Origin of the sequence: Lentzea terrae (genome assembly GCF_003265345.1) — a bacterium.
GTDB classification, from domain to species: Bacteria; Actinomycetota; Actinomycetes; order Mycobacteriales; family Pseudonocardiaceae; genus Lentzea; species Lentzea terrae.
Genome location: NZ_QFWW01000029.1, coordinates 199,961 through 221,912, shown reverse-complemented (window position 1 = coordinate 221,912; position 21,952 = coordinate 199,961). Strand labels below are relative to the sequence as shown.

Here is a 21,952-nt window from a genome sequence, read left to right as displayed (position 1 = left end):
CCGGAGCGGTGATCCGCTCCGGCGCCGATCGTCAGCTCAGTGGTCCAGTTTCCCGTAGCTACCGACGCCGTTATGGTCGGCGGGCGACTGGGTCTTCAGCTTCTCGATGATCTCGAAGGCGGACCCTTCGCCGTTGGCCAGCTTCGCGGCGACCACGCCGCCGACAGTGGCCGTGGCGAACGAGGTGCCGCTCCACTTCGCGCCGCCCTGGAAATGCTCGTTCGGTGGCAGCGGCACCGGAGCATCCGGGATCTCCACGTACTTGACCGTTCCGTCCACGGACGTGCTCACCACACCGACTCCGGGGCCGGCCAAGGAGATCCACGGGTCTCCTGCCTGCTGCGGGTTGAAGTTCGCCTGAACCGTTCCGCTCTCGGCCGCGGCCCCCACTGCGACGGCTCCGGCGCACGCGGCCGGGAAGCTGCGCCGCGGTTCGCCGTGGTTGCCCGCGGCGGCGATCGCGGGGATTCCGTGGCGATGCAGCAACGTGACGGCCCGCTGCAGGACGAGCGGCGCGTCGTCGTCGTCGGTGACACACAGCAGCGGAAGGACGACCAGCTGCACTTCCTGGTCGACGAACTCCGCCATCGCCACGGCGACTTCCCAGACCGTCGATTTCGCGAGTTCGTGGCGCAGTTCGGCTTTCACGACGACTTCGGCGTCCGGTGCCTGGTCGAGGATCAGCCCCACCGTGAACGTCCCGTGCAGGTCCAGGTGGCTGAACGACTCGGTGAGAGGAACCTGAAGCTCGCCGCGGCCGATGAACTTCAGCCGACCGCGGAAGTTCTCGTGCCGGTAGATCATGGTGTCGATCAAGCCGACTCGCACCTTCGCCGGGGAGTCAGCGGGGGAATTCGGGCTGGGCTTCTCGGCCTTCACCGGGTAGGTGTCGCCACCGATGTGGGGTGTGCCGTGCACGCCGTACATCGTGCGATTCTTCCCCACCTCGATCGTGCTGTTCGGGTCGATGAGGCGGAATTCCTGGCGCAGCCAGACAAGAACCTTGCCGAGGTTCGAGTTGGGCTGCTTGTTCGGCTGGAACAGCTGGGTTCTTTCCGGGCTGTCGATGTCGATCGCGTCCGCCAGCGCCTTGATGTCATCCACGACGACGACACCGAGGTCGAGAGCGGGGCTCATCCGCTTCGCGTCAGGGGTGGCGTCCACACCCGTCCCGCTGATGAGCCCGGCGACGAGATCCACGTGGGACAGATCGACGACGATGTCCTCCTGCCCCCGGTCGACCCGTTCTCCCTCGGTCTTGTCGGGCTCAGGCACGGTGGCATTGGCCGTGGTGTTTTCTGGCATGGTGTGACACCTCCACCCTCATGGGGCCTGTGGCGGCCTCACTCGTATGTATCGCCGCGTTGTCCCGGTGATACGGACACGGATGGATGAAGTTGCGGTGTACCGGTCCAGTCAACCAACCGTGACGTTCCGGTAGCAGAACGCACAGCAACCTCAAGACAAGATCGCAGCAAGATTTCTGCATGGCGCGCGCGTGACCCTCGGGACATCACCGATTGATGTCCACAAAAAATTCCTTCCGAGGGTGGAAATCATGCGCGAAGCGATGACGACGGAAATTCTGGTCAACCACGCCGTGCAGGGTGATGAGTCGGCCTGGCACACGATTGTGCGGTCGTACACGCCGCTCGTCCGGGCGGTCTGCCGCCGGCACGGCGTGTCCGCCGCGGACGCCGACGACGTGGCCGGCCGGGTGTGGATGCACCTGCTGGCCGACATCCGGCGCCTGCGCGAACCGGCGGCGTTGCCCGGCTGGTTGCGGACGACGACGAGACGCGAGTGCCAGGCGCTGTGGAGAACGAACAGGGACACGCCGTTCGACGAGGACGCGGTCCTGCACCCGGCCCTGCCGCCCGCCGACGCCAGGTTGCTCGCGGAGGAGCAGCGGGTCGTCCTGCGCGAAGCCGTGTCCTCGTTGCCGGAACAGGAGCGCCGGCTGCTGGCGCTGTTGTTCTCCGACCCTCCGGTGTCCTACGAGGAGATCAGCGCGCAGCTGGGCATGAAGCGCGGGTCCATCGGGCCGACGCGGCAGCGGATCCTGCTGAGGCTGCGCAGAGCCGACGTGTGGCTCGACTACGAGCCGACCTTCTGATGATCTGCGTTCAGGGCCGCGAGCTGGGCCTGCACCTCGTCCGCCTCCGGCACGCCGAGGCTGCGGTACAGGGCCAGCGCGGCCTCCCAGTGCCTGCGGGCCTGGTCGAGGTCGCCGACCGACTCGCGGACCGTCGCGATGCCGGTGTGTGCGCGGGCCTGTTCGTAGCGCTCGCCGATCTCCGTCGCCACGGTGAGCGCGTCCGCGTGGCGTGCGGCCGCCTCGTCGAACGAGCCGTCCGCGCACAGGGCCTGGCCGAGGCCGTTGAGCGCTTCGGCCTCGCCTGCGCGCTGGTCGATCTGCCGGAAGCGGTCGAGAGCCTCCTGGAGCTCCTGCACGGCCTCCGCGGGCTGACCGAGTCGCAGGTGCACGGTGCCGAGGTCGTTCAACGCGTAGGCCTCGCCGAGCCGGTAGCCCACCCGCTCGAACAGGGTGAGCGCCTGCCGGTGGTGCTCCAGTGCCACGTCCAGGCGGCCGAGGCGCTCGTCGACCAGTCCCAGGTTGCCGAGTGCTTCGGCCTGGCCGAGCACGTCGTTGATCTGTTCGTAGGTGTGCAGCGCTTCGGTCAGGTGTTCTTCGGCGCGGCCGAGATCTCCCAGCCGCCAGAGCACGACGCCGAGGTTCTTGTGCGCGTGCGCCTGTCCGTCGTCGGCACGGACGCCGGCGTACAGATCGAGCGCCAGCTGCAGGTGTTCCGCCGCCTTGCTGTGCAGGCCCTGGTGCCAGTAGACGAGTGCCAGGTTGAGCACGGCGCGCGCTTCGCCGGCTCGGTCGTCGGTGCGCGCGGCCGCCTGCCTGCCCAGGCTGTGGATGACGAGCGCGTCCGCGTTCAACCCTCTCGTGTCGAGGTAGCGGAACAACGTGTTGGAGAGCTGGACGGCGTGTGCGGGCCACGCGTGCCCCTCGGCGTGCACGCACACGGCGACGAGGTTGGCCCGTTCGGCGTCCAGCCAGGCCTTCGCCAGCTTGGCGGTGGTGAAGTCAGGCGTGGGTGTCGTCGGCGCGGCGATGCGCGGGCGCCGGTGCCGTTCGGCGGGATGCAGTTTGTCCATTGAGGACGCTGCCGTCGCGAGGTAGAAGTCGAACAACCGCGTGCGTGCCGCGTCCCGTTCGGCCACCGAGTACTCCGCGTTGGCCAGGTCGGTGGCGTACGCGCGCAGGAGGTCGTGCATCTTGTACCGGCCCTGGCGGTGCGCCTCGATCAGGTGCACGCGGGCGAGGCGGTCGAGCAGCTGCCGGGCTTCGGCCAGGCCGCAGTCGCAGAGAGCGGCCGCGGCGTACGCGTCGATGTCCTGCCCTGGATGCAGTCCGAGCAGGCGGAACGTTGCGGCGGCATCGTCGGCGAGGTGCTGGTACGACCAGGAGAAGACCGCGCGCACGGCGGTGTGCGGATCGAGCCCCGCGTCGAGCAGGTCCAGGCGTCGCTGCTGGTCCTCCAGCTCCTCGACCAGCTCCGACAGCGGGATCTCCGGTCGTGCGGCAGCCAGTTCGGCCGCGACCCGCAGCGCCAGCGGGAGCCGGGCGCATTCCTCTGCCAACGCCTCCGCGGCGTCCGGCTCGGCGGTCACCCTGCGCCCGATCAACCTGCCGAGCAGGTGCACGGCGTCCCTGAGCGGCAGCAGGTCCAGGTCGAGCCGCCGGGCGCCGTGCCGCGCGACCAGGCCGGCCAGCGAGTCCCTGCTGGTCACCACGACCAGGCAGCCGGGAGTGCCGGGCAGCAACGGGCGGATCTGGTCGACGGTCGCCGCGTTGTCCAGCAGGACGAGCACGCGTTGCCCGTCGAGCTCCGTGCGGTACCGGGCGGCCCTGTCGTCCACGTCGAGTGGAATGTCGTTGCCCGCCAGGCCGAGCGAGGACAGGAAGCGGGCCAACGCGTCCGAGGCGGTCAACGGCTGTTCCGCGTCGTAACCGCGCAGGTCGACGTAGAGCTGTCCGTCCGGGAACCGGTGCCGCACCCGGTGGGCCCACCGCAACGCCAGCGACGTCTTGCCGACCCCGGCCGTGCCCGAGACGGCGGACACGACGACCGCGGCCGAGGTGTCGTCGGTCTCGGGCAGCAGGTCGTCCAATGTGGACAGTTCCTGTTCGCGTCCGGTGAAGGCGTACACGTCGGCGGGCAGCTGGGCGGGCACTCTGCGAGCCGGCGGTGCCACCGGTTCGGGTGTCGTCGGGGGCGCCACCGGCCTGATCTCGCCGCGCAGCAACGCTTCGTGCACCAGACGCAGTTCCTGGCCGGGATCGGCACCGAGCTCATCGGCCAGCCGGGCACGGGTCGTCGTGAACAGTTCGAGCGCCTCGGCCTCCTGCCCGCACACGGCCAGCGCACGCATCAGCACCGCCACCAACGGCTCCGTCAACGGATGTTCGCTGACGAGCTCGCGGGTCGTGGCGATCACCTCGGCGGCGCGGTCGAGCCGCAGCAGTCCGCCCGCCCACAACGTGACGGCGTCGAGCCGTTCCTTGGTGAGGCTGTCGCGCACCCGCGCCGCCCAGTCGCCGGAGGTCCCGGCGAGCGGCTCACCCCGCCACAGGTCGAGCGCGGCCCCCAGCGACGCCACGCGGGCCGCCTCGGTCTGCGCGGGCGCACGAGCCAACCGGCGAAAGCGGTGCAGGTCCACCCAGTCGCGGTCGATGTCGAGCACGTACCCGCCGGTCCGCCGCACCAGGCCCACCTTCGCACCGGCGGCGCTCTTCTCGATGACCTGACGAAGACGGGCGACGTGCGCGTACAGCGAGGTCCGCGCGCCGGCGGGCTGGTCGTCACCCCACAGTCGACTGGCAAGGGTCTGCAAGGAGACCGGCCGGCCCGCCTCGATCGCGAGGCAGGCCAGCACCGTGCGCTGCTGGGGCGGTCCCAGCTCCACCGGCTGCCCGGCGACGCTCATCTCGACGACGCCGAGCAGCCGGAACGCCAGCGGTGCATCCGGCATGGTCATCGCGTTACCTCGCCCCGGCACGACAAGAACGTCCAAGATATCGCGCGGGCCTCGGTGGATGACGGGTATTTCAGCCCTGGTCAGCCGCCGAACGCGGACGCGTGGTCGCGGGCCCAGTCGACGAACGAGAGCGCCGGCCGGCCAAGCAGTTCCGCCACAGTGCTGGTGGTGGGGCCGGGACTCCTCGCGTAGTCGGCCAGGGAACCGAGCAGCCGGGCGGGAACCTCCTCCGGCAATCCCTGCGCGAGCAGACCCTGTTTCACCTGATCGGGTGATATCTCCTGGAAGGACAGCGGCCGGCCGACGGCGGCGCCGATGAGCCGCACCTTCTCGTGCTGGTCCAACGACTCCGGGCCGGTCAGCGTGTGGACCGATCCAGCGTGCGCACCGTCGCGCAGCGCCTGCACCGCGATCATCGCGATGTCGGTCTCGTGGATCGGGGACGTGGCGGCCTTGCCGTACGCGCCGCGCACCACGTCACCTGCCTTGAGCTGCGGTGCCCACGCCAGCGCGTTGGCGGCGAAGTCAGCCAGGCGCAGGACCGTCCACTCCAGACCGGAACTCGTGACGAGGTTCTCCGCCATCTTGAACTGCGCGGCGAACCGAGCCTCTCCTGCCGGATGGTCGACGGTGGTGGCGGACAGCAGCACCGCGCGCCGGACGCCCTGCTTGACGGCCAGTGTCAGCAGGTCTTCGAGACCGGGTCCGGTGGCGCGCGGGCTGATCTGCATCGCCTGCACGCCTTCCAGTAACGGTTCAATCCACTGTGGACGAAACAGGTCGCCGTCCGCGCGGGTGATCGCGGTGACCGGCACACCCTCCTGGTGCAGCAGGTCGGTCACGCGTCGTCCGACGACGCCGTTGCCACCGGTGATGAGGATCATGACTCAAGCACCCCCAGTTGACGCAGCTGTCCGAACACGTCGACCACGCCCCAGATCTCGGCGATCAGGCCGTCGGCGAAGCGGAGGATGAAGATCTCGTCGTACCGGACGGACCGGCCGGTCGGCGGCAGACTCCGGTACTCGCCCTGGTGGGTGCCGGTGACCGTGTTGCGGTAGACGACCTTGTCGCCCTCGGCGATCACGTCCTCGATGGCGACGTGGATGTCGGGGAACGCGCGGAGCAGCGTCACCCACACCTGTCTGAGCGCTTCCACGCCCGTCAGGCCGCTCGGCACCGGCGCGTGGAACACCACGTCCGGATGGACGACCTCGTCGATCACCTTGCAGATGAGCTCCAGGTCGCCGCTGTTGACGGCGTCGTGGAGGCGGCTGAACGGCTCCTCGTTGGTCTTCACCGGATTCGTCATGCGCACAAGACGCGGCGGGCCGGTCGGATGTGACGGTCCATGACCGGCGTCACAGGTCGAGCTCGCGCAGCTGCGACCTGGTGGCCACACCCAGCTTGGGGAAGATCTTGTACAGGTGGTGGCCGACGGTTCTGGGGCTGAGGAACAGGCGTGCCCCGATCTCCTTGTTGGTCAGGCCCCGTGCCGCGAGTCGCGCGACGCTGAGCTCCTGCGGCGTGAGCTCGGACGTGCTGCCGGTGGCCGGGCGGAGCTGGAGTGCCGCGGCGCGGGTCCAGTGGGTGGCGCCCAGGTGCGTGAAGAGGTCGTGGGCCAGCTTCAGCTGCGGGTGGGCCTGGTGTTTGTTGCGGCGCAGCCATTCGCCGTGCAGCAGGGCGGCTCTGGCTTGCTCGTGGGGGTGGTCGGGGAACGCCGCGGAGCCCGCCGCGGTGAAGTGGTCGGGTGTGCCGGTGAGGAGGGCTCTGGCTCGGTGGTGCCTGCTGCGCATGAGCGGTGTGGTGGCGGGCGGCAGCGTCACGTGGCCGGCAGGAGTGCCGGTGCGGACGTGGGCCTCGACCAGATCGGCGGCCGACCACCGGCTGACCAGGGTGTGGCCGGTGGGGGAGGCCGGTTCGGCGATGGAGGCCAGGTGTGCGAGCGCGGTCGTGTTGTCCCCGGTGGCCAGTGCGAGCTGGCCGAGCGCCCAGGTCGCCTTGGCCGCGGCCAGCCGGTTGTGCAGGGGGATGGCCAGCGCCAGCGCCGCGGTGGCGTGCTCGCGGCAGAGTTCCTCGGTCGGTGCGGTCAGTGCCAGCACGGCGTGGAAGTCGGCCGCGCGGGCACGTTGGCCGGTTTCGCGTGCCGAACGAAGTCCTTCCGCTGCACGGGAGAACGCCGAGGTCCACTGGCCCAGCTCGTGTTCCAGCTCGGCCAGCCACAGGTCGGGAAAGGCGAGGACGGCCTGCATTCCGTTGGTGGAGAAGGAGGTCCTGGCTTCGAGGCCGAACTGCAGCGCGGCTCGCGGACTGCCGCTGTAGCGGGCGATCACCAGGGGCCACAGCCATTGGTGGACGTCACTGCGTTGCAGTGCGGGCGGGGCGGTGGCATGCAAGCGCCACGGATCGGCGTCGGTCATGCCGTCGTGCAGCCGGGCGAGGTGGTCGGTGAAGGCGGCGAAACCCAGGTCCTGGCCCACCTCGGACAGCTGGGCGAGTGCGGGCGACGTGCTGATGTCGGCGTGCAGGGCGGCGGCGACCGCCATGAAGAGCAGGCCGACGGCTTCTTCCGGTGGACCGCACCGGGCTGCGCGCAGCAGGTGGTCGTGGGCTGAGCGCTGGTCGTCGTCGCTCAGCGCGATCAAGCCCCGCAGGCGGTCCAGCGCCCCGAGGTCGGCAACCGCCGCAGTCACCGAGCGGGCCAGCGCCGGCTGGCCGGACTTCCACGCCGAGTAACCCGCGGCCGCCAGCCTGCGGTCGCGGGTGGACGGCTCCGACAGCGCCGCCGCGCGCCGGAGCAGATCAGCCGCCGTCGCCAGGCCACCGCACCTGGAAGCGTTGGCAGCCGCGGCTTCCAGGGCGGCTGCGAGGTCCTCGTCGGGTCCGGACGCGGCCAGCGCGCGGTGCCACAACGCCCGGTGTGCATCACCCCTGGCGCTCAGCTCGTCGGCGATGGCGCGGTGCACGGCGCGTGGATCGCGGATGCCCTGGTAGATCGCCGACGCCACCAGCGGGTGATCGATGGCTGCCGGCTGCGGCTCGACACCCAGGCGCAGGGCCGCGCCCGCGTGCACGTCGGACCGGGAAGTGCCGTCGGCCGCGACGATTTCGAGGAAGGGCAAGGCTGCCACCGGTACGCGGGCGGTGAACGCGGCCCGCAACCGGTCGGGCAGCGACACGACGTCCGGAAACCGGTCCGCGCACTCGATGAGCGCGAGTGGGTTCCCGCCGGTCGCGGTGAGCAGGGCGGGGCGCCGCACCGCCGGCACGCCGAGAGCGTCGAACAACGGTTCGGCGGATGCCTGTGACAGCCCGGAAAGCGCCAGTTCCGGCAGGTCGAGAGCAGGACCGTCGGTGGCCAGTACGACCGCGACGGGCACATCCGCGACCCGCCGCGCGCAGAACGCGATCGCGGCCGCCGACGCGCGGTCCCACCACTGCAGGTCGTCGACCAGCACCAGCAGCGGTCCGGAAGACCGCAGCAACCGCAGCACTGCCGTGTACAGCACGAGATCCGTGCACTGAGCGGTGGAACAGCCGAGCGGCTCGGGCAACGCCGAGCAGTCCAGCGGGGTCAGCAGTTGCTGGAGGCCGGCGAACAGGAGCTCCGACTCGGCTGCCACACCCGTCGCGGACACCACGGTCAGCTCCGGCGCGCGTTTCGCAGCCCACTGCAGCAGCGTGGTCTTGCCGATGCCCGGTTCACCGCGCAGCACGAGCGTGCCACCGCGTCCTTCGCGTGCCGCTGCCAGCAACGCGTCCAGCGCCTCCAACTCGTCGTCCCGCCCGTAGATCACACCTTCAAAGCTAGTGGCGCGACTCAGCACGTTGGCGGTGAATTCGCGCTCAGCAGGGCGCCTCGCGGCACCGCCCCCGCGCCCCCGTACATCCAGTACGAGGACGCGGGGGCGGCACCACGACGCACCCGTCTGACCGCGAATTCGCTCGGCAACGTGCCGAGCCGCGCCACTGGACCAGTCACTTTGACTGATGCCGGGCCGCGCCGAGCCGCCGACGATCAAAGCCATGAACAACGTCAGTCGTCGCACAGTTCTCGCCGCGGGTGCGGCCGCCGGACTCGCCGCCGCGGTTCCCGCGCAGGCCCAGTCCCGCGGCAAGGTCGTCCTCATCACCGGTGGCACGTCCGGGATCGGCAAAGCCGCGGCGAAGGCGTTCGCCGCGCAGGGCGCCAAGGTCGGCTTCTGCGGCCGGCGCGAACAGCTCGGCCGGCAGGTCGAGCACGAGATCCGCGCGGCCGGTGGTGAAGCTCGCTACATCCGGGCCGACGTGCGCAAACCGGACGAGGTCAAGGCGTTCGTCGACGCCGTCGCGGCCCGTTACGGGTGCCTCGACATCGCCTTCAACAACGCGGGTGTCGGGGGCTCGGCCCGGCCGCACGAACTCACCCTCGAACAGTGGGACGACGTCATGGACACCAACGCGCGCGGGGTGTTCCTGGCTCTCAAGTACGAGATCCCGCACATGCTCAAGGCCGGGCGCGGCGTCATCATCTGCACCTCGTCCTCGGCGGCCGAGCAGGCGCGGCCGAGCGGTGCCGTGTACACCGCCAGCAAGCGCGCCGTTCAGGGCATCGTGAAGGCGGCGGCGATCGAGTACGGGAACAAGGGCATCCGGGTCAACGCGATCCTGCCCGGCACCACCGACACGCCGTTCGTCCGGCCGCCGGGCTTTCCGGACGACGCCTGGGCGAAGTTCAAGGCCGCGTACGGGCCGCTCAACATCGACGGCGCCGAGCGGATGGCCGAGCCGGAGGAGATCGCGAACGCGGTGGTCGGGCTCGCCGGCGACGGGTTCAGCTACCTCAACGGTGCCTCCGTCGTGGTGGACGGTGGTGCGACGGCGGGCCGCAAGATGATCATCCCGCCGGGCTTTTCCGGTTGACCGCAATGGCGTTCGGCCACGGCCGGCGGCAGCCAGAGGTGTGGGTCGCACACGTGGTGCAGTCCTTTTACCGGCTCCTAGCATCGGCATCGTCCTGCCTGCGACGACGGAGGCGAGCACATGCGAATGCGGAAAGTGTTGCTGGGACTTGGGATTGCCACCGGTCTGGCCGCGGCTTCCCTCTCGATCTCCACGGCCGCGGTGCCGGCACCGCAGCCCGGCGCGCTCGGCAGATACGACATCACCGGCACCTACGTCAGCGGGTTGTCGTCCGGCGGGTATCTGGCCAACCAGCTCCACGTCGCGTACTCGGGGCTGTTCCAGGGCGCGGGCATCTTCTCCGCCGGTGCGTACGACTGCGCCCAGAACAGCGTCAACACCGCCCAGTTCGCGTGCATGGACACCTTCCAGGCGCGCAAGACGCCGGCCGAGCTGGAGCAGCTGACCAGGAACCGGGCCGCGGCGGGCACCGTCGACCCGCCGCAGAACCTGTCCGGTGATCCGGTGTGGCTGTTCCACGGCACCGCCGACCAGACGGTCGACCGGGCGGTGAACGACGACCTCGCCACCTACTACCGCGACTTCGGTGCGCGGGTCGCCTACGACAACGCTTCTGCGGCCGGGCATGCGTGGGTCAGCCCGATCGGCCCGAACAGTTGTGGCTCAACGTCTTCGCCGTACGTCAACAGGTGCGGGACCGCCGATCCGGTGCGGGAGATGCTGGGGCACCTGTTCGGGTCGGTGAACGCGGCCGCCACCACGGTGACCGGCAAGCTCGTGCAGTTCGACCAGAGCGGGTACGTGCCCGGCGGCAACGCGACGGCGGTCAGCATGGGGCGGGAGGGTTTCGCTTACGTGCCAAAGGCTTGCGAGACCGGGCCGTGCAAGCTCCTGGTGACGTTGCACGGCTGCTACCAGTACTACGGTCTGGTCGGGAACGCGTTGATGGACAAGGGTTATCTCAACGAGTACGCCGACACCAACAACATGATCGTGCTCTACCCGCAGGCCACCACGATGACCGGGAACCCGCGCGGCTGCTGGGACTGGTGGGGTTACCAGTCCGCCCAGTACGCGCTCAAGACTGGCCCGCAGATGGCCGCAGTGGTGAACATGGTCATGGCGATGAGCGAAGGCGCACCGCCGACCACCACCACTCCGCCGGTCTCTGAATGCGTCACCGCAAGCAACTACGCGCACACAACCGCCGGCCGCGCTTACGCCACGTTGGGACAGACCTACGCGTTGGGGTCCAACCAACCGCTCGGCCTGTGGAACACGTTCACCACCAGCAGCATCCGCCAGACCGCACCGAACCACTGGGTGAAGTGCTGATCAGTCCTTCACCGGCCGGGACAGCCACGCGACGAGGTTCGCGAAGAGAGCGCCGAGGAGCACGACGCCCAGAATGACGCCCGCCACCCAGTGCGCCTGGTCGTTGTCGGCCAGGGCGGCCTCGACGACCTTGCCGTTCTCCACGTCGTAGCGGACGGTCACGCGGTCGCCGGGGTGGCGGGCAGGCCCGTTCTCCGAGAGGACCTCGGTGTGCTTCGTCCCGTCCGGGGCCGGGAACTCGACCTTCACCGAGACGCTCTTGCCCGACTTCAGCCGTTCCTGCACGACTCCCTCGGTGCCGGCCCAGGATCTCTGCTCGGTCGCCGAGCTGATCACCAGTGCCAGACCCCCGACCGCCCCCAACAGCACGATCCCCGCCAGGAACCGGCCGGTCCTCGACCCGATCGACATCGCCACGCACGCCTCCCTTTGCCCGGAACATCGTCACATCGCTCGCAAATGCAACAACGGCCGCAGGTCTGGATTCCCAGACGAAGGTGGTTCACGCTGGTCTGATGTTCACCGGCAAGCACGTCGTCGTGACCGGCGGCTCCAGCGGCATCGGGCTGGCGACCGCGGGTCTGCTGGCGGCGCGTGAGGCGCGCCTGTCGTTGCTGGCTCGCGGCGCGGACCGGTTGACGGCAGCGGCGGAGGAGCTCCGGGCCGCCGGGGCGCAGGTCGACTTCCGCGTTCTGGACGTGGCGGACGCGGCGGCGGTCGCAGCCGTGCTCGGCGAGCTGGGACCGTGCGACGTGCTGGTCCACTGCGCGGGGCTGGCCCGGCCCGGCCGGTTCCTGGAGCTGCCCGACGAGGTGTTCCGGGAGATGATCGAGGTCGACTACTTCGGCACGGTGCACGTGGTCCGGGCGGTCGTGCCGTCGATGGTCGCGCGCGGCGCAGGCAGCGTGGTGGCGGTGTCGTCGGCGGCGGGGCTGCTGGGGGTCTACGGCTACAGCGCGTACGGGCCGGCGAAGTTCGCGGTGCGGGGGCTGATGGAGACGTTGCGGGCGGAGCTGCGGCCGCACCGAATCCATGTGGGCGTGGTGTTCCCGCCGGATGTGGACACACCGCAGCTGGCCGAGGAGAACAGGTGGAAGCCGGCCGAGACGCGCGCGATCAGCGGGACGGTCAAGCCGTTGCCCGCCGCGGTGGTGGCGCGGGCGATCGTGGCGGGGATCGAGAAGCGACGGTTCCTCATCTGTCCCGACCTGAGCACGAAGGTGCTCGCCCGGTTCGGCGGGGTGCTGGCGCCGGTGCTGAACCGCTACTTCGACCACAAGATCGCCCGGATCCGCTAGCGGCCCAGGTACTTCCGCACGCGGTCCGCTGCCGCCTGCGCGTCCGCGATCACGCGCTCGGTGTCGCCGACGACCTTGCCGTCCTTCTTCAGTGCCACACCGTTCACGAACACCCACTGCACGTTCACCGGCTGCGTGTTGAACACCAGCTGCGCGGCCCAGTCCACCTTCGGCGCGAAGTTGAGTGCCTGCGCGTTGATCACCTGCAGGTCCGCCTTCTTCCCCGGCGTCAGCGACCCGATCTCGTGCTCCAGCCCCAACGCTTCCGCCCCGCCCAGCGTTGCCATCCGCAGCACATCGGCGGGCGTGGGGTAGCGGGACGGGTCCGCGGACTGCGCGCGCTGCAGGCCCACCGCCGCCCGCATGTCGTTGAACATGTCGGACGTGTCGTTCGTGCCGCCGTCCAGACCGATGCCCACCTTGATGTTGCGCGCCTTCATGTCCGGCACCTTCGCGACGCCGGAAGCCAGGCGCATGTTGGACAGCGGGTTGTGGGCGATGCGGACGTCGTGCGCCGCCAGCTCGTCCAGTTCCGCGTCCGTCGCGTGGACCACGTGGTTCGCCAGCAACCCCGGACGCAAGGCACCCGCCCGCCGCAGCACGCCCATCTGGTCCGTCGCCGGATCCGCCTTGGACTCCAGCAAGTGCACGTTCAACGGCACGTCCAGCTCTTTCGCGAGCCGCTCCGACGCCTCGACGCCCGCCACGTTCCAGCCGGCCGGGTGCGTGCCGATCTGCAGGTGCGCCAACGGGTTGCGGTCGATCACGTCCTTCTTCACCCGGCGAACCTCCGGCGCGATCCACTCGGCGGTGCCCGCCATGAAGGCGAAGACGAACCGCTGCTTCGAGTCCGTCAGTGCTTTCAGGTTGCCGCGGGCGAAGTCCGGGTTGAAGGCGTGGGACCAGTCGGTCACCGTGGTCACGCCGGTGGCAATGGCGTCCAGTGTGGACAGACGCGCGCCCGCGTAGGCGTCGGCGCCGCTCACCGGCGAACCCTGCAACGGCAGGACACAGCCGCCGAGCCAGCCGTTGAGCTCCTTGTCCGTCGCGCAGCCGCGGATCAACGACTGCCAAAGGTGCGTGTGCAGGTCGACGAATCCGGGCATGACGATCTTGCCCTTGCCGTCGATCACCCTGGCTCCCGAAGCGGGCAAACCTTTGCCGACCGCCGCGACGCGGTCGCCGTCTATCAGCACGTCGGCGTCTTCCAGCGTGCCCAGGGCCGGGTCCATCGTGAGCACCATGGAGGCGTTGCGGACCAGCGTCTTCCCGCCGCTCGCCGCCTCGTCGCCCGTGCCGAGCCGCACCACGAACACGCAGCCGATGATCAGCGTCAACGTCAGCAAGAACAGTCGTTTCGCCACTCGCCCGACGGTATCGGCAACCGTGCCGGCGGCTCCACGTTTGTTCCGTTTCGTGTATCCCTGGTGCCGCTGTGTAACGCCGTGCGCGGAGAGGTGGATGAACGGGCCATGGGTTTGGTCACTGTCGAGGGCAGTCACGTCAAATTCAGCGAGTCGGTGTCGCGCATCGCGGACTCGCTGAAGCCGCTGGGTGGTGACGCCGGCCGGTGCGTTGCCGAGCAGTACGCGCTGGCCACCGAGATCCGCCGGATCAACCTCGAGAAGGCCGTGCACGACAAGGAAGTCAAGCTGGCGGTGCTGGACCAGCGCCGCCGGGAGTCCACCGCGTCGTTGCGCCACATGCAGAAGGAGCTGGGCAGGGCCGACCGGAGCGCGTCGGCGTTGCGGGAGTGCATGGTGAACATGCAGCGCGAGACCGTGAAACCAGGGCTGGCGCTGGCCGAGCGTCGTGCCTACATCGAGCTGACCCAGCACTTCACCACGATGCTCGTGCAGCACCACTCCGACCTCACCGGCGGTGTCGCGGACGTCATCGACAAGGTGCTGAACGGGTCCGGTGCGGCCGCGCTCGCACCCGCCGGCCGGCCGCGCCGCGGTAAGCGCCGATGACGGCACGCAACCGCGGTGGCTGTGGGTGCGGTCTTGCGCTGTTTCTCGTGGTCTTCGGGCTGCCGTTGACGATGTTGCTGGTGTCGCCGGCGATCGCGTTGCACATCGTGGCCAACCAGGTGCCGGAGCACCAGGCCTACCTGACGGAGTGGCTGTGGGGTGCGGCGGCTTCCGTGCCGCTCGGCGTGCTGCTGGTCCGGTCCGCGCTCAACCGCTACGGGCGGCTGCGCGGATCCAGGCTGGTGAAGCGGTGGCCTGGGCTGGCCCTGCGGGGCCTGGTGCTGGTCGGTGCCATGAACGTCGTCGCGCTCTTGATGATGAAACCCGCCGCTTCCAACGGCCACGTCGTCGACGACGGCATGTCTTACCTGTTCGGTGCGGCCGCGACCGGTGTCGCCGTGCTCGTCGCGATCAGGTTGTGGGATCGCCGCGCGCGCCGGGTCACCGTCGAGGAAGTTCGGGCCGCGGCGGAGGAAGCCGACCGCGCGTTGCGGCGGGTCCGCAACGAGAACGTCCGCGTGCGCCGCCAGGCTGAGCAGGTGCAGGCGCGGGTGCGGAAGCTGCAGGCCAGCAGGCCTGCGGGAGAGGACGTCGAGTTCCACGCGCTGCGGGTGTTCCACCGCGAGTCGTACCAGTGCGCTGACACCGCACATCTCGCCTACCAGTCGGCGCAGACGTCGCTGCGCACGATGTCGCAGCTGGTCCGCCGGGCGCACCGCGCGCCGCACCAGATGCTGGCGAGCAGGCGGGTCCGGGCCGAGATGCGCGCTGCCGCAACACATCTGGCCCGGTCGCAGGGTGAGCTGAAGGTGCAGGTCGATCAGGGGCTGACGATGGTCCAGACCCTGAACGCCAACACGTCCGAGCTCAAGCACGGCATTCGGGACAAGTGCGGCGTGCAGGGGCAGGAGTGGTTCGAGGCGTTGGAAGAGCGCATCGAGCAGGCACGCGAAGAACGCCGTGCGAGCCGCAGCCGCTCTTAGCCCGGGAGGTGTCCGTACACCTCGCGCATCACGGTGGTCGCCCGCTCCAGCAGCTCGGCCGGGATCGCGGCGAGGACCTTCTCGTGCGCCTTGGTGTTCGCGAGCGTGACGTCCTCGGCCAGTGACTTGCCGGACGAGGTGAGGCGCACGTAGGTGCTGCGCCCGTCGGCGTGGTCGGCCTCGCGCACGACCAGACCCCTGGCCACCAGGCGGTTCACCACGTTGCTCGTGCCGCCGGTGGACAGCAGCAGCGCGTTGCTGAGCTCGTTCGCCTTGAGGCGGTACGGCTTTCCGTTGCGGCGCAAGGCGGCGAGCACTCCGAAGTCGGCGCCGGTGAGGCCGAACTCGGCGACGGTGGCGCGGGTGGCCTCGTCGAGGGCCGTGGCGAGCACCATCACCCGCTTGCTGAACTCGGTGCTGGGGACGAGGGCGTCCGGCAGTTCGGTCTGCCACTTGGTCATCAGGTCGTCCACTCGATCCGTCACAGGTCAGAGGGTATTGCACAGGGTGATAGCTTTTAGGAAAGCTTTCTTGTGAGGGGGATGAGATGGGTGTTGTGCTGCGCAACGCGTTGGTGATCGACACCGACCCGGTCGTGATCCTGCCCGGCACGGACGTGCTGGTTTCGGACGGCCGGATCGCCGCGGTGGGGCAGGGATTGACGGCGAAAACGGTGATCGACTGCACGGACCGGATCGTGTTGCCGGGCTTCGTCGACACGCACCGGCACCTGTGGCAGGGGTTGGTGCGGTCGTTCTGCGCCGACATGTCGTTGGGGGAGTACCTGGAGCACCTGCTGTGGCCGGCGCAGCGGGTGCTCACGCCGGACGACCTGGAGATCGGCACGCTCGCCGGTGGCCTGGAATGCCTCGCGTCCGGCATCACCACGGTGCTGGACTACTCGTTCTCACCGACGTTCGAGCACGCCGAGGCAGCGATCAGCGGACTGCGTACCTCGGGCGTGCGGGCGTTGTTCGGCTACGGCGAGCCTGTCGAGGCTCCGCTCGTGCCGGACGACGTGCGGCGGGCCGTGGGGTTGGCCGGTGGCACGGTCGAGCTCGCGCTGGCGCCGCTCGGTCCGTCGTTCTCGGACATGGCCGTCGTCGAGGAGACGTGGGAGCTGGCCCGCTCGCTCGGACTGCGGGTGATGGTGCACATCGCCGGGCACGAGCAGCCGATGTCGGCGTTGCGGGAACGCGGTCTGCTGCACTCGGAGATCACCTTCGTGCACGGCAACGGACTTCCCGACGACGAGCTGAAGCTGGTCGCAGAGGCCGGAGCGGGCGTGTCGATCGCACCGGCCCTGGAGGCGCGGATGGGCCACGGCGCGCCGATGGTGTGCCGCACCCGTGGTTTCGGCGTGCTGACCGGGCTCGGCACGGACACGGTCACGGCGGTGGCGGGGGACATGTTCTCGCTCATGCGCGCCACGCTGGCGTCGGCGTTTCTGAGCGGTGGCCAGGTCACTCCCGCCGACGTGCTGCGGATGGCGACCGTCGAGGGCGCCGCGGCGGCCGGCCTCGCCGACCGGATCGGGTCGCTCGCCGTCGGCAAGCACGCGGACCTGGTGGTGTTGCGGGCCAACGACATCAACCTCGTCGGCACGCACGACCCGGTCGCGGCGGTCGTCACGGCGGCGCATCCCGGCAACGTCGAGAAGGTGTTCGTCGGTGGCGTCGAGATGCGGCGGCAGGAGGTGGCCGGCGCGGTGCGGGACGCCGCGGCGAGCCTGGCCGACCGGCTGCGGGCCGCCTGACCGCACGCCTGCTCGGCCGAACCGGATCCGTTGCACCCGGAGCACGGTCAGTAATCTCCACGCCAGAGCGCCTCACCATGAGAGGGTTTGGGCGATGCCTGGCGTGTTCGTCAACTACCGCACCGGAGACGGTGAATGGGCCGCTGCCCTGGTCAAGCGGGAGTTGAGCGCGCGCTTCGGGGCTGACCAGGTGTTCTACGCGAGCCAGTCGATCCGGCTCGGCGAGGACTTCTCCCGCGAGATCCTGAGCGGCCTGCGCCGGTGCGAGGTGCTGCTGGCGCTCATCGGACCGCGCTGGGTCGGTGCCGTGGACCGCGAGGGCGTCCGCCGGCTCGACAAGGCCGACGACTGGGTGCGCCGCGAGATCACCGAGGCCTTCCAGTGCGGCCTGCGGGTGATCCCCGTGCTGATGGACGGCATCGATCCGCTCGCCGAGGCTGACCTGCCGGACGCGTTGAAGCGCCTGGCCCGCTGCCAGTACCTGCGCATCCACCACCGCAGCGACGACCTCGACCTGCCCCGCCTGGTCGACGAGCTGGTCGAGCTGGTGCCGGAGCTCGTCACCGCCAGACCCGCCCCGGCGCCGCGATCCGACCGCTCCGCCGAAGGAGAGCTGCGCAGCCCGGTCACCGAGTTCCGCCGCGCACTGGCCGAACCGGTGGGCCAGACGGTGACCGACCGCGTCCAGTCCGCCGCGTCGGCCGTGCTCGACCTGCTGACCGAGTCGCGCTACCCCACGTCCGGGCGGCTGGACGACCACGAGCTGCCCGCCGAGCTGGAGAAGCGGCTCACCGGCTATGAGCACGACCTGGCACCGCTGCTGCGGCTTGTCGCCATCGGCGTCCGTTCCGGCGATCGGCGGCACGACGACCTGTGGGTCACCCTCGTCGAACGCTTCCTGCGTCCGGAGTCACGCGACCGCGGCGCCCAGGACGTCTGGGTCAACGCGGCCGCGTACCCGGCGTTGCTGCTGGTCTACGTGATCGGCGTGGCGGCGGTGGCGTCCGGCCGCGACGACCTCGTCCACCGCCTGCTCTGCCGCACGTCGGTGGGAGACGAGCGGCCGGTTCCCGCACTGCGCGCACTGGCCCTGCGCAACGTGGTCGACCCTCGGCACGCGGCAGCACTCCCGTCGTGGGCGGGCATGCCGCCGCACCAGGCGTTGAGCGTGCAACTGCGGCAGGTGCTGAGCCGCGTGTTCTTCAACGTCGTCGACGGCAGCGCGTTCGAGTGGGCGTTCGCGGACTACGAGTTCCTGCGCAGCCTCCTGGAGCTGCACGACGGCGCCTTCTCCTCGCTCGGCGAGTTCGCGGTGCGCCTCGACCAGGCGGGCGACGTCATCTACGAACGCAACCTCGCCCGGCTCAACGCCGACTCGGCCCTGCTGCGCGCGGGAGCGTTCGACGGCGATCCGGAGAAGGTCGCCGCAGCCTGGCGCGAGCTGCGCCAGGCGACTCAGGCCCGCTACTCGTAGCCGTCAACCGTCCACCACGGCCAGGCTGAACTGCGCGCCTGCGGCGATGGCCAGCACGTTCTGGCCGAACTCGGACGGCACCGACGCCTCACCGTTGTTGTTCGGCCCGCCCCAGCCGAGCACCGAACCGTCCTCCTTCAGCAGCAGGGCGTGCTGTGAGTCCATGTCCACCGAGCGGAAGCCGTGGACGGCGGGCGGTGCCGGGGCCTCGCCCTCCCAAACGTGCCCCCATTGGATGATGGTGCCGTCCGCCTTCACCACCAGGGAGCGGGCGTCGCCCGCGGCGATGGCGACCACACCGCTGGTGGCCTCTGCCGGTACCTCGAGGTTCGTCGAGGCGCTGTAGCCCCAGGTGAGCACGGTGCCGTCCGCTTTCAACGCCAGGCTGTGGCTGCCGCCGGCCGCGATCGCGGTGACATCGCTCAGGGCCGCGTCGGGCACTGCCGTCCGCTGCTCGGTGTCGTCGCCCCAGGCGATGACCCTGCCGTTCTCCGTCAACGCCAGACTGTGCAGGCTGCCGGCTGCGATCGCCTTGACACCGCGCAGGGCTTCTTGAGGAACCGTCTGCAGATCGTCGAACTGAGCTCCCCAGCTTAGGACACGGCCGTCCGCCTTCAGCGCCAGGCTGTGGGACTGCCCGGCCGAGATGGCGATCACCCCGCTGAGCGCATCCGAGGGCACGTTCGTCGGTTCATGTTCGTCGTCGTCGCCCCAGGCGATGACCCGTCCGTCCGCGTTCAACGCCAGCGCGTGGTGGTCGCCGCCGTCGATCGCGACCACGCCGCTCGAGGCGTCCTCGGGAACAGTCTTCAGGTCGCGGTGGTCGTCGCGTCCTCCCCAGAACTTGACCGCGCCCTGCGAGACGGTGAGCTGGCGGGAGAACTCCGCTGTCCGGCCGTTGCCCGCGATGGTGAGCGTGACGGTGTAGGTGCCCGGTGTGGTGAACGCGTGGACGAACGTCGGCGTCTGCGCGGTGACCTCGGGGGCGGAACTGCCCTGCGCGGTGACGCTCCAGGCCCACCTCACCGGGCTGCCGGCGGTGTCGGCGCTGAACCGCACCTGCTGCCCGATCACCGGCTTGGCCGGACTGAGGTTCAGCGCGGTGATGTGCGGCGGAGCGGACGCGGGATCCACGGTGATCACGGTCTCGGCCCGCAGCTGCTTCCCGCCGGCGAGGGAGACGGTGGCGCGAACCGTGAAGAAACCAGCCTCCCGCCAGCTGTGGCGGACCGTGGTGCCGGTGCCCCCGGTTCCGTCACCGAACGACCACGTCACCGCGGAGTCACCGGGGTCCTGGAACCTCGCGGTCAGTTCGAACTCGTCCCCGACCACACCGTGGTTGTCCGGCTTGACCTCGATGGAGACCGCGGGAGCCGGTGCCGGCGGCTTCGGCTGGAAGGGCACGTCCGATTGCCGGGGGAGACCGAGGCCCTGCTTCTGCTGCCCGCTCTTCGCCACCTGGTCGGCCTTTCCGGGACGGTCGGGGGCGGGCGTGCTGTCGTGCTCGGCAGGGGTGTACTTGACGATCGTCCTGATGTCGCCGGACAGGTCCAGCACCCCGGCTGCGTTGCTGTTGGGGTCGTTGAAGAAGACGATGCCGTCGCGCACGATCAGCTCGAACCGGGTCGGCTGGTCGAACAACTGGCGTTGGGCGATGACCTGTGAGGTGGTGAGGTCGACGATCGTGGCCTGCCCGGTGGAGTAGTCGGGCACGACGGCATGGTTGTCGACCTCGACAGGTGTCCCGAGGTCGGCGCCCGCCGAACCAACCTGCACTGGCGTGACGCAGCCGGAACCGAACGCGCACCAGCTCAACTCGCCCCGGCCGGTCGCGATGAGCACCCTGGCCCGATCGGCGGACCCTGCGAGCGCCACCGCGTCGCCGGGCAGGTCGAGCCGCACGGAGCGCGCCACGTCGCCGGTCTCGGGGTTCAGCAGTTCGGCGGTGTCGTTCTCGGTGTCGACCAGCGCGGGCTTGCCGTCGGTGACCGTCAGCCGGACGTTTCTGGTCGCCGTAGCGCGGTTTCGGCGTTCGCCGTCGGTCAGCCAGACCAGGTCGCCGGTGGTGTCGTCGATCGCCCACAACGTGCCGCGGTCGTCCACGACGACGTCGTCCGGCCTGATCCCGTCGGCCAGCCGTTCCGGCTCGTGCCGCGTCGTCAGCCCGGCCGGGTCGACGGAGGTGACCTGTCCACTGTGGACGTCGGCAACGTACAGCACGTCCGGTCCGGAAGCGGTGACCAGGCCATCGCTCGCCGGAAGAACCTCCATCGGCGGGGAGACGTTCTCGGTGGCGCCGTCGATTCTGCGCAGCTGTCCGGTGCCCCGGTTGAGCACGACGGCAGCGCTGCCGTGCTGGGCGACCGTCAGCGCCGTGCCGGCCCCTGCCACCGGCGCGTGCGCCTTCACCTCGGCGGAAGCACCGTCCACCAGGGTCGCCTCGCCGGTCTGGCTGGACGCGAGCCAGACCGTGCCGGTCCGCATGTGCACCTGGGCGGCCTCATAGCCCGGCCCCACCACGAGCACAGCGGCGGCGAGCGCGGCAACGGCGGCGAGCGCGGTCAGGACTCGGTTGCGGGTGATCAGCTCCATCTTCGGTTTCATCGGTACCGCCCCACTTCCAGGCGTTCGCCGGCGTGGCGCCGCTGCCGCGCGACGCTCCACGTTGTCCACAGTGGACGCGGGTCGAACAGTGCACGCAGGCGTGCCGCGGACACCCGTCCCGGGTAGAGCGCGGTGCCCAGCTGCGCCACCAGTTCCCAGGCCTGGTCGGCCGCGGCCTGATCGATGCGCTCGGGTGCGTAGATCGCCGTGGTGGCCAGTTCCGCCGCGGCCTCGACCGGGTTCGCCGCCTCACCGAGGATCGTGCGCACGTGCCCGGCCACCTCGTGGAACGTGAGTGAGACCGGTGGTGAGATGCCGCGCTCGGTCAGCCGGTCCATCTGCTCGTGCCACGCTCCCAGCACCCGCGCCGCGTGATCAGGCCCGGTGCGCCGGCGTTCGCGGCGGTGGGCCTTGGCGACCACGACGAACGCGGCCGCGAGCACCACGAGCAGCACCGCGGCGGGCAGGAGCAGCACTGTGCCGTTGAGCAGGTCGTGCCAGCTGAACCCCCGCTCGTCCGGCCCGTCGACCGGCTGGGCCGCGGCGGGCGGTGCGGCGGCGGCCGGTGCGGTGGT

Annotated in this window: 18 protein-coding genes; 8 read left to right on the top strand and 10 right to left on the bottom strand. The window is 70.1% G+C overall.

Annotation, left to right across the window (positions count from 1 at the left end):
• Window positions 1-36: 36 nt before the first annotated feature.
• On the bottom strand, window positions 37-1,305 hold the full coding sequence (locus DI276_RS35670; RefSeq protein ID WP_112271848.1) for a S8/S53 family peptidase: 1,269 nt from the start codon (window positions 1,303-1,305) through the stop codon (window positions 37-39).
• A 253-nt stretch (window positions 1,306-1,558) separates the two neighbouring features.
• On the opposite strand from DI276_RS35670, the gene DI276_RS35665 reads away from it, so the two are divergent.
• Window positions 1,559-2,116 (top strand): RNA polymerase sigma factor, encoded by a 558-nt coding sequence (locus tag DI276_RS35665; RefSeq protein ID WP_157985138.1) that lies wholly within the window; start codon window positions 1,559-1,561, stop codon window positions 2,114-2,116.
• On the opposite strand, the gene DI276_RS35660 is transcribed toward DI276_RS35665, so the two are convergent.
• The 4 genes from DI276_RS35660 to DI276_RS35645 all read right to left on the bottom strand — a co-directional run bounded on the left by DI276_RS35660 (window position 2,098) and on the right by DI276_RS35645 (window position 8,849).
• Complete coding sequence (locus DI276_RS35660; RefSeq protein WP_232837143.1) at window positions 2,098-5,052, bottom strand: AfsR/SARP family transcriptional regulator; 2,955 nt, start codon at window positions 5,050-5,052, stop codon at window positions 2,098-2,100. The two genes, DI276_RS35665 and DI276_RS35660, sit on opposite strands and share 19 nt — an antisense overlap.
• An 80-nt stretch (window positions 5,053-5,132) precedes the next feature.
• Complete coding sequence (locus DI276_RS35655) at window positions 5,133-5,936, bottom strand: NAD-dependent epimerase/dehydratase family protein (RefSeq protein WP_112271844.1); 804 nt, start codon at window positions 5,934-5,936, stop codon at window positions 5,133-5,135.
• A complete protein-coding gene (locus DI276_RS35650; RefSeq protein WP_112271842.1) occupies window positions 5,933-6,364 on the bottom strand; it encodes an ester cyclase in 432 nt (143 codons plus the stop codon). The genes DI276_RS35655 and DI276_RS35650 overlap by 4 nt, the downstream gene beginning before the upstream one ends.
• Before the next feature lie 49 nt (window positions 6,365-6,413).
• On the bottom strand, window positions 6,414-8,849 hold the full coding sequence (locus tag DI276_RS35645; protein WP_198681108.1) for a helix-turn-helix transcriptional regulator: 2,436 nt from the start codon (window positions 8,847-8,849) through the stop codon (window positions 6,414-6,416).
• Between the two features lie 229 nt (window positions 8,850-9,078).
• Between DI276_RS35645 and DI276_RS35640 the strand changes: the two genes are divergently transcribed.
• Together DI276_RS35640 and DI276_RS35635 are read left to right on the top strand one after the other, a co-directional pair.
• Window positions 9,079-9,954, top strand: a complete 876-nt coding sequence (locus tag DI276_RS35640; protein ID WP_112272410.1) for an SDR family NAD(P)-dependent oxidoreductase — start codon at window positions 9,079-9,081, stop codon at window positions 9,952-9,954.
• A 120-nt stretch (window positions 9,955-10,074) separates the two neighbouring features.
• Window positions 10,075-11,289, top strand: a complete 1,215-nt coding sequence (locus tag DI276_RS35635; protein WP_112271838.1) for an extracellular catalytic domain type 2 short-chain-length polyhydroxyalkanoate depolymerase — start codon at window positions 10,075-10,077, stop codon at window positions 11,287-11,289.
• On the opposite strand, the gene DI276_RS35630 is transcribed toward DI276_RS35635, so the two are convergent.
• Window positions 11,290-11,706, bottom strand: a complete 417-nt coding sequence (locus DI276_RS35630; RefSeq protein WP_157985136.1) for a DUF3592 domain-containing protein — start codon at window positions 11,704-11,706, stop codon at window positions 11,290-11,292.
• Window positions 11,707-11,804: 98 nt separating this feature from the next.
• On the opposite strand from DI276_RS35630, the gene DI276_RS35625 reads away from it, so the two are divergent.
• Window positions 11,805-12,587 carry an SDR family oxidoreductase gene (locus DI276_RS35625; protein ID WP_112271834.1) on the top strand — a complete coding sequence of 261 codons (783 nt, stop codon included), beginning with the start codon at window positions 11,805-11,807 and terminating at the stop codon, window positions 12,585-12,587.
• Here the strand turns inward: DI276_RS35625 and DI276_RS35620 are convergent.
• Window positions 12,584-13,951 (bottom strand): amidohydrolase family protein, encoded by a 1,368-nt coding sequence (locus DI276_RS35620; protein WP_232837142.1) that lies wholly within the window; start codon window positions 13,949-13,951, stop codon window positions 12,584-12,586. The genes DI276_RS35625 and DI276_RS35620 overlap by 4 nt on opposite strands.
• A gap of 108 nt (window positions 13,952-14,059) precedes the next feature.
• Between DI276_RS35620 and DI276_RS35615 the strand changes: the two genes are divergently transcribed.
• Window positions 14,060-14,560, top strand: coding sequence for a hypothetical protein (locus tag DI276_RS35615; RefSeq protein ID WP_112271832.1), 501 nt, complete (start codon window positions 14,060-14,062; stop codon window positions 14,558-14,560).
• Window positions 14,557-15,543, top strand: coding sequence for a hypothetical protein (locus tag DI276_RS35610; RefSeq protein ID WP_157985135.1), 987 nt, complete (start codon window positions 14,557-14,559; stop codon window positions 15,541-15,543). Before DI276_RS35615 ends, DI276_RS35610 begins: the two co-directional genes overlap by 4 nt.
• Here DI276_RS35610 and DI276_RS35605 read toward each other — a convergent pair.
• The gene (locus DI276_RS35605) at window positions 15,540-16,028 is read right to left on the bottom strand and encodes a MarR family winged helix-turn-helix transcriptional regulator (protein WP_198681107.1); all 489 of its coding nucleotides are present in this window, start codon (window positions 16,026-16,028) and stop codon (window positions 15,540-15,542) included. The two genes, DI276_RS35610 and DI276_RS35605, sit on opposite strands and share 4 nt — an antisense overlap.
• Before the next feature lie 62 nt (window positions 16,029-16,090).
• On the opposite strand from DI276_RS35605, the gene DI276_RS35600 reads away from it, so the two are divergent.
• Window positions 16,091-17,299: an amidohydrolase family protein gene (locus tag DI276_RS35600; RefSeq protein WP_112271828.1), complete on the top strand. Its 1,209-nt coding sequence runs from the start codon at window positions 16,091-16,093 to the stop codon at window positions 17,297-17,299.
• Window positions 17,300-17,393: 94 nt separating this feature from the next.
• Window positions 17,394-18,773, top strand: coding sequence for a toll/interleukin-1 receptor domain-containing protein (locus DI276_RS35595; RefSeq protein ID WP_112271826.1), 1,380 nt, complete (start codon window positions 17,394-17,396; stop codon window positions 18,771-18,773).
• Window positions 18,774-18,776: 3 nt separating this feature from the next.
• Here DI276_RS35595 and DI276_RS35590 read toward each other — a convergent pair whose 3' ends face one another.
• Together DI276_RS35590 and DI276_RS35585 are read right to left on the bottom strand one after the other, a co-directional pair.
• Window positions 18,777-21,377, bottom strand: coding sequence for a PKD domain-containing protein (locus DI276_RS35590; protein WP_112271824.1), 2,601 nt, complete (start codon window positions 21,375-21,377; stop codon window positions 18,777-18,779).
• On the bottom strand, window positions 21,374-21,952 hold a 579-nt coding region (locus DI276_RS35585; protein ID WP_119724494.1), incomplete at its 5' end, for a DUF4129 domain-containing protein. The genes DI276_RS35585 and DI276_RS35590, both read right to left, overlap by 4 nt.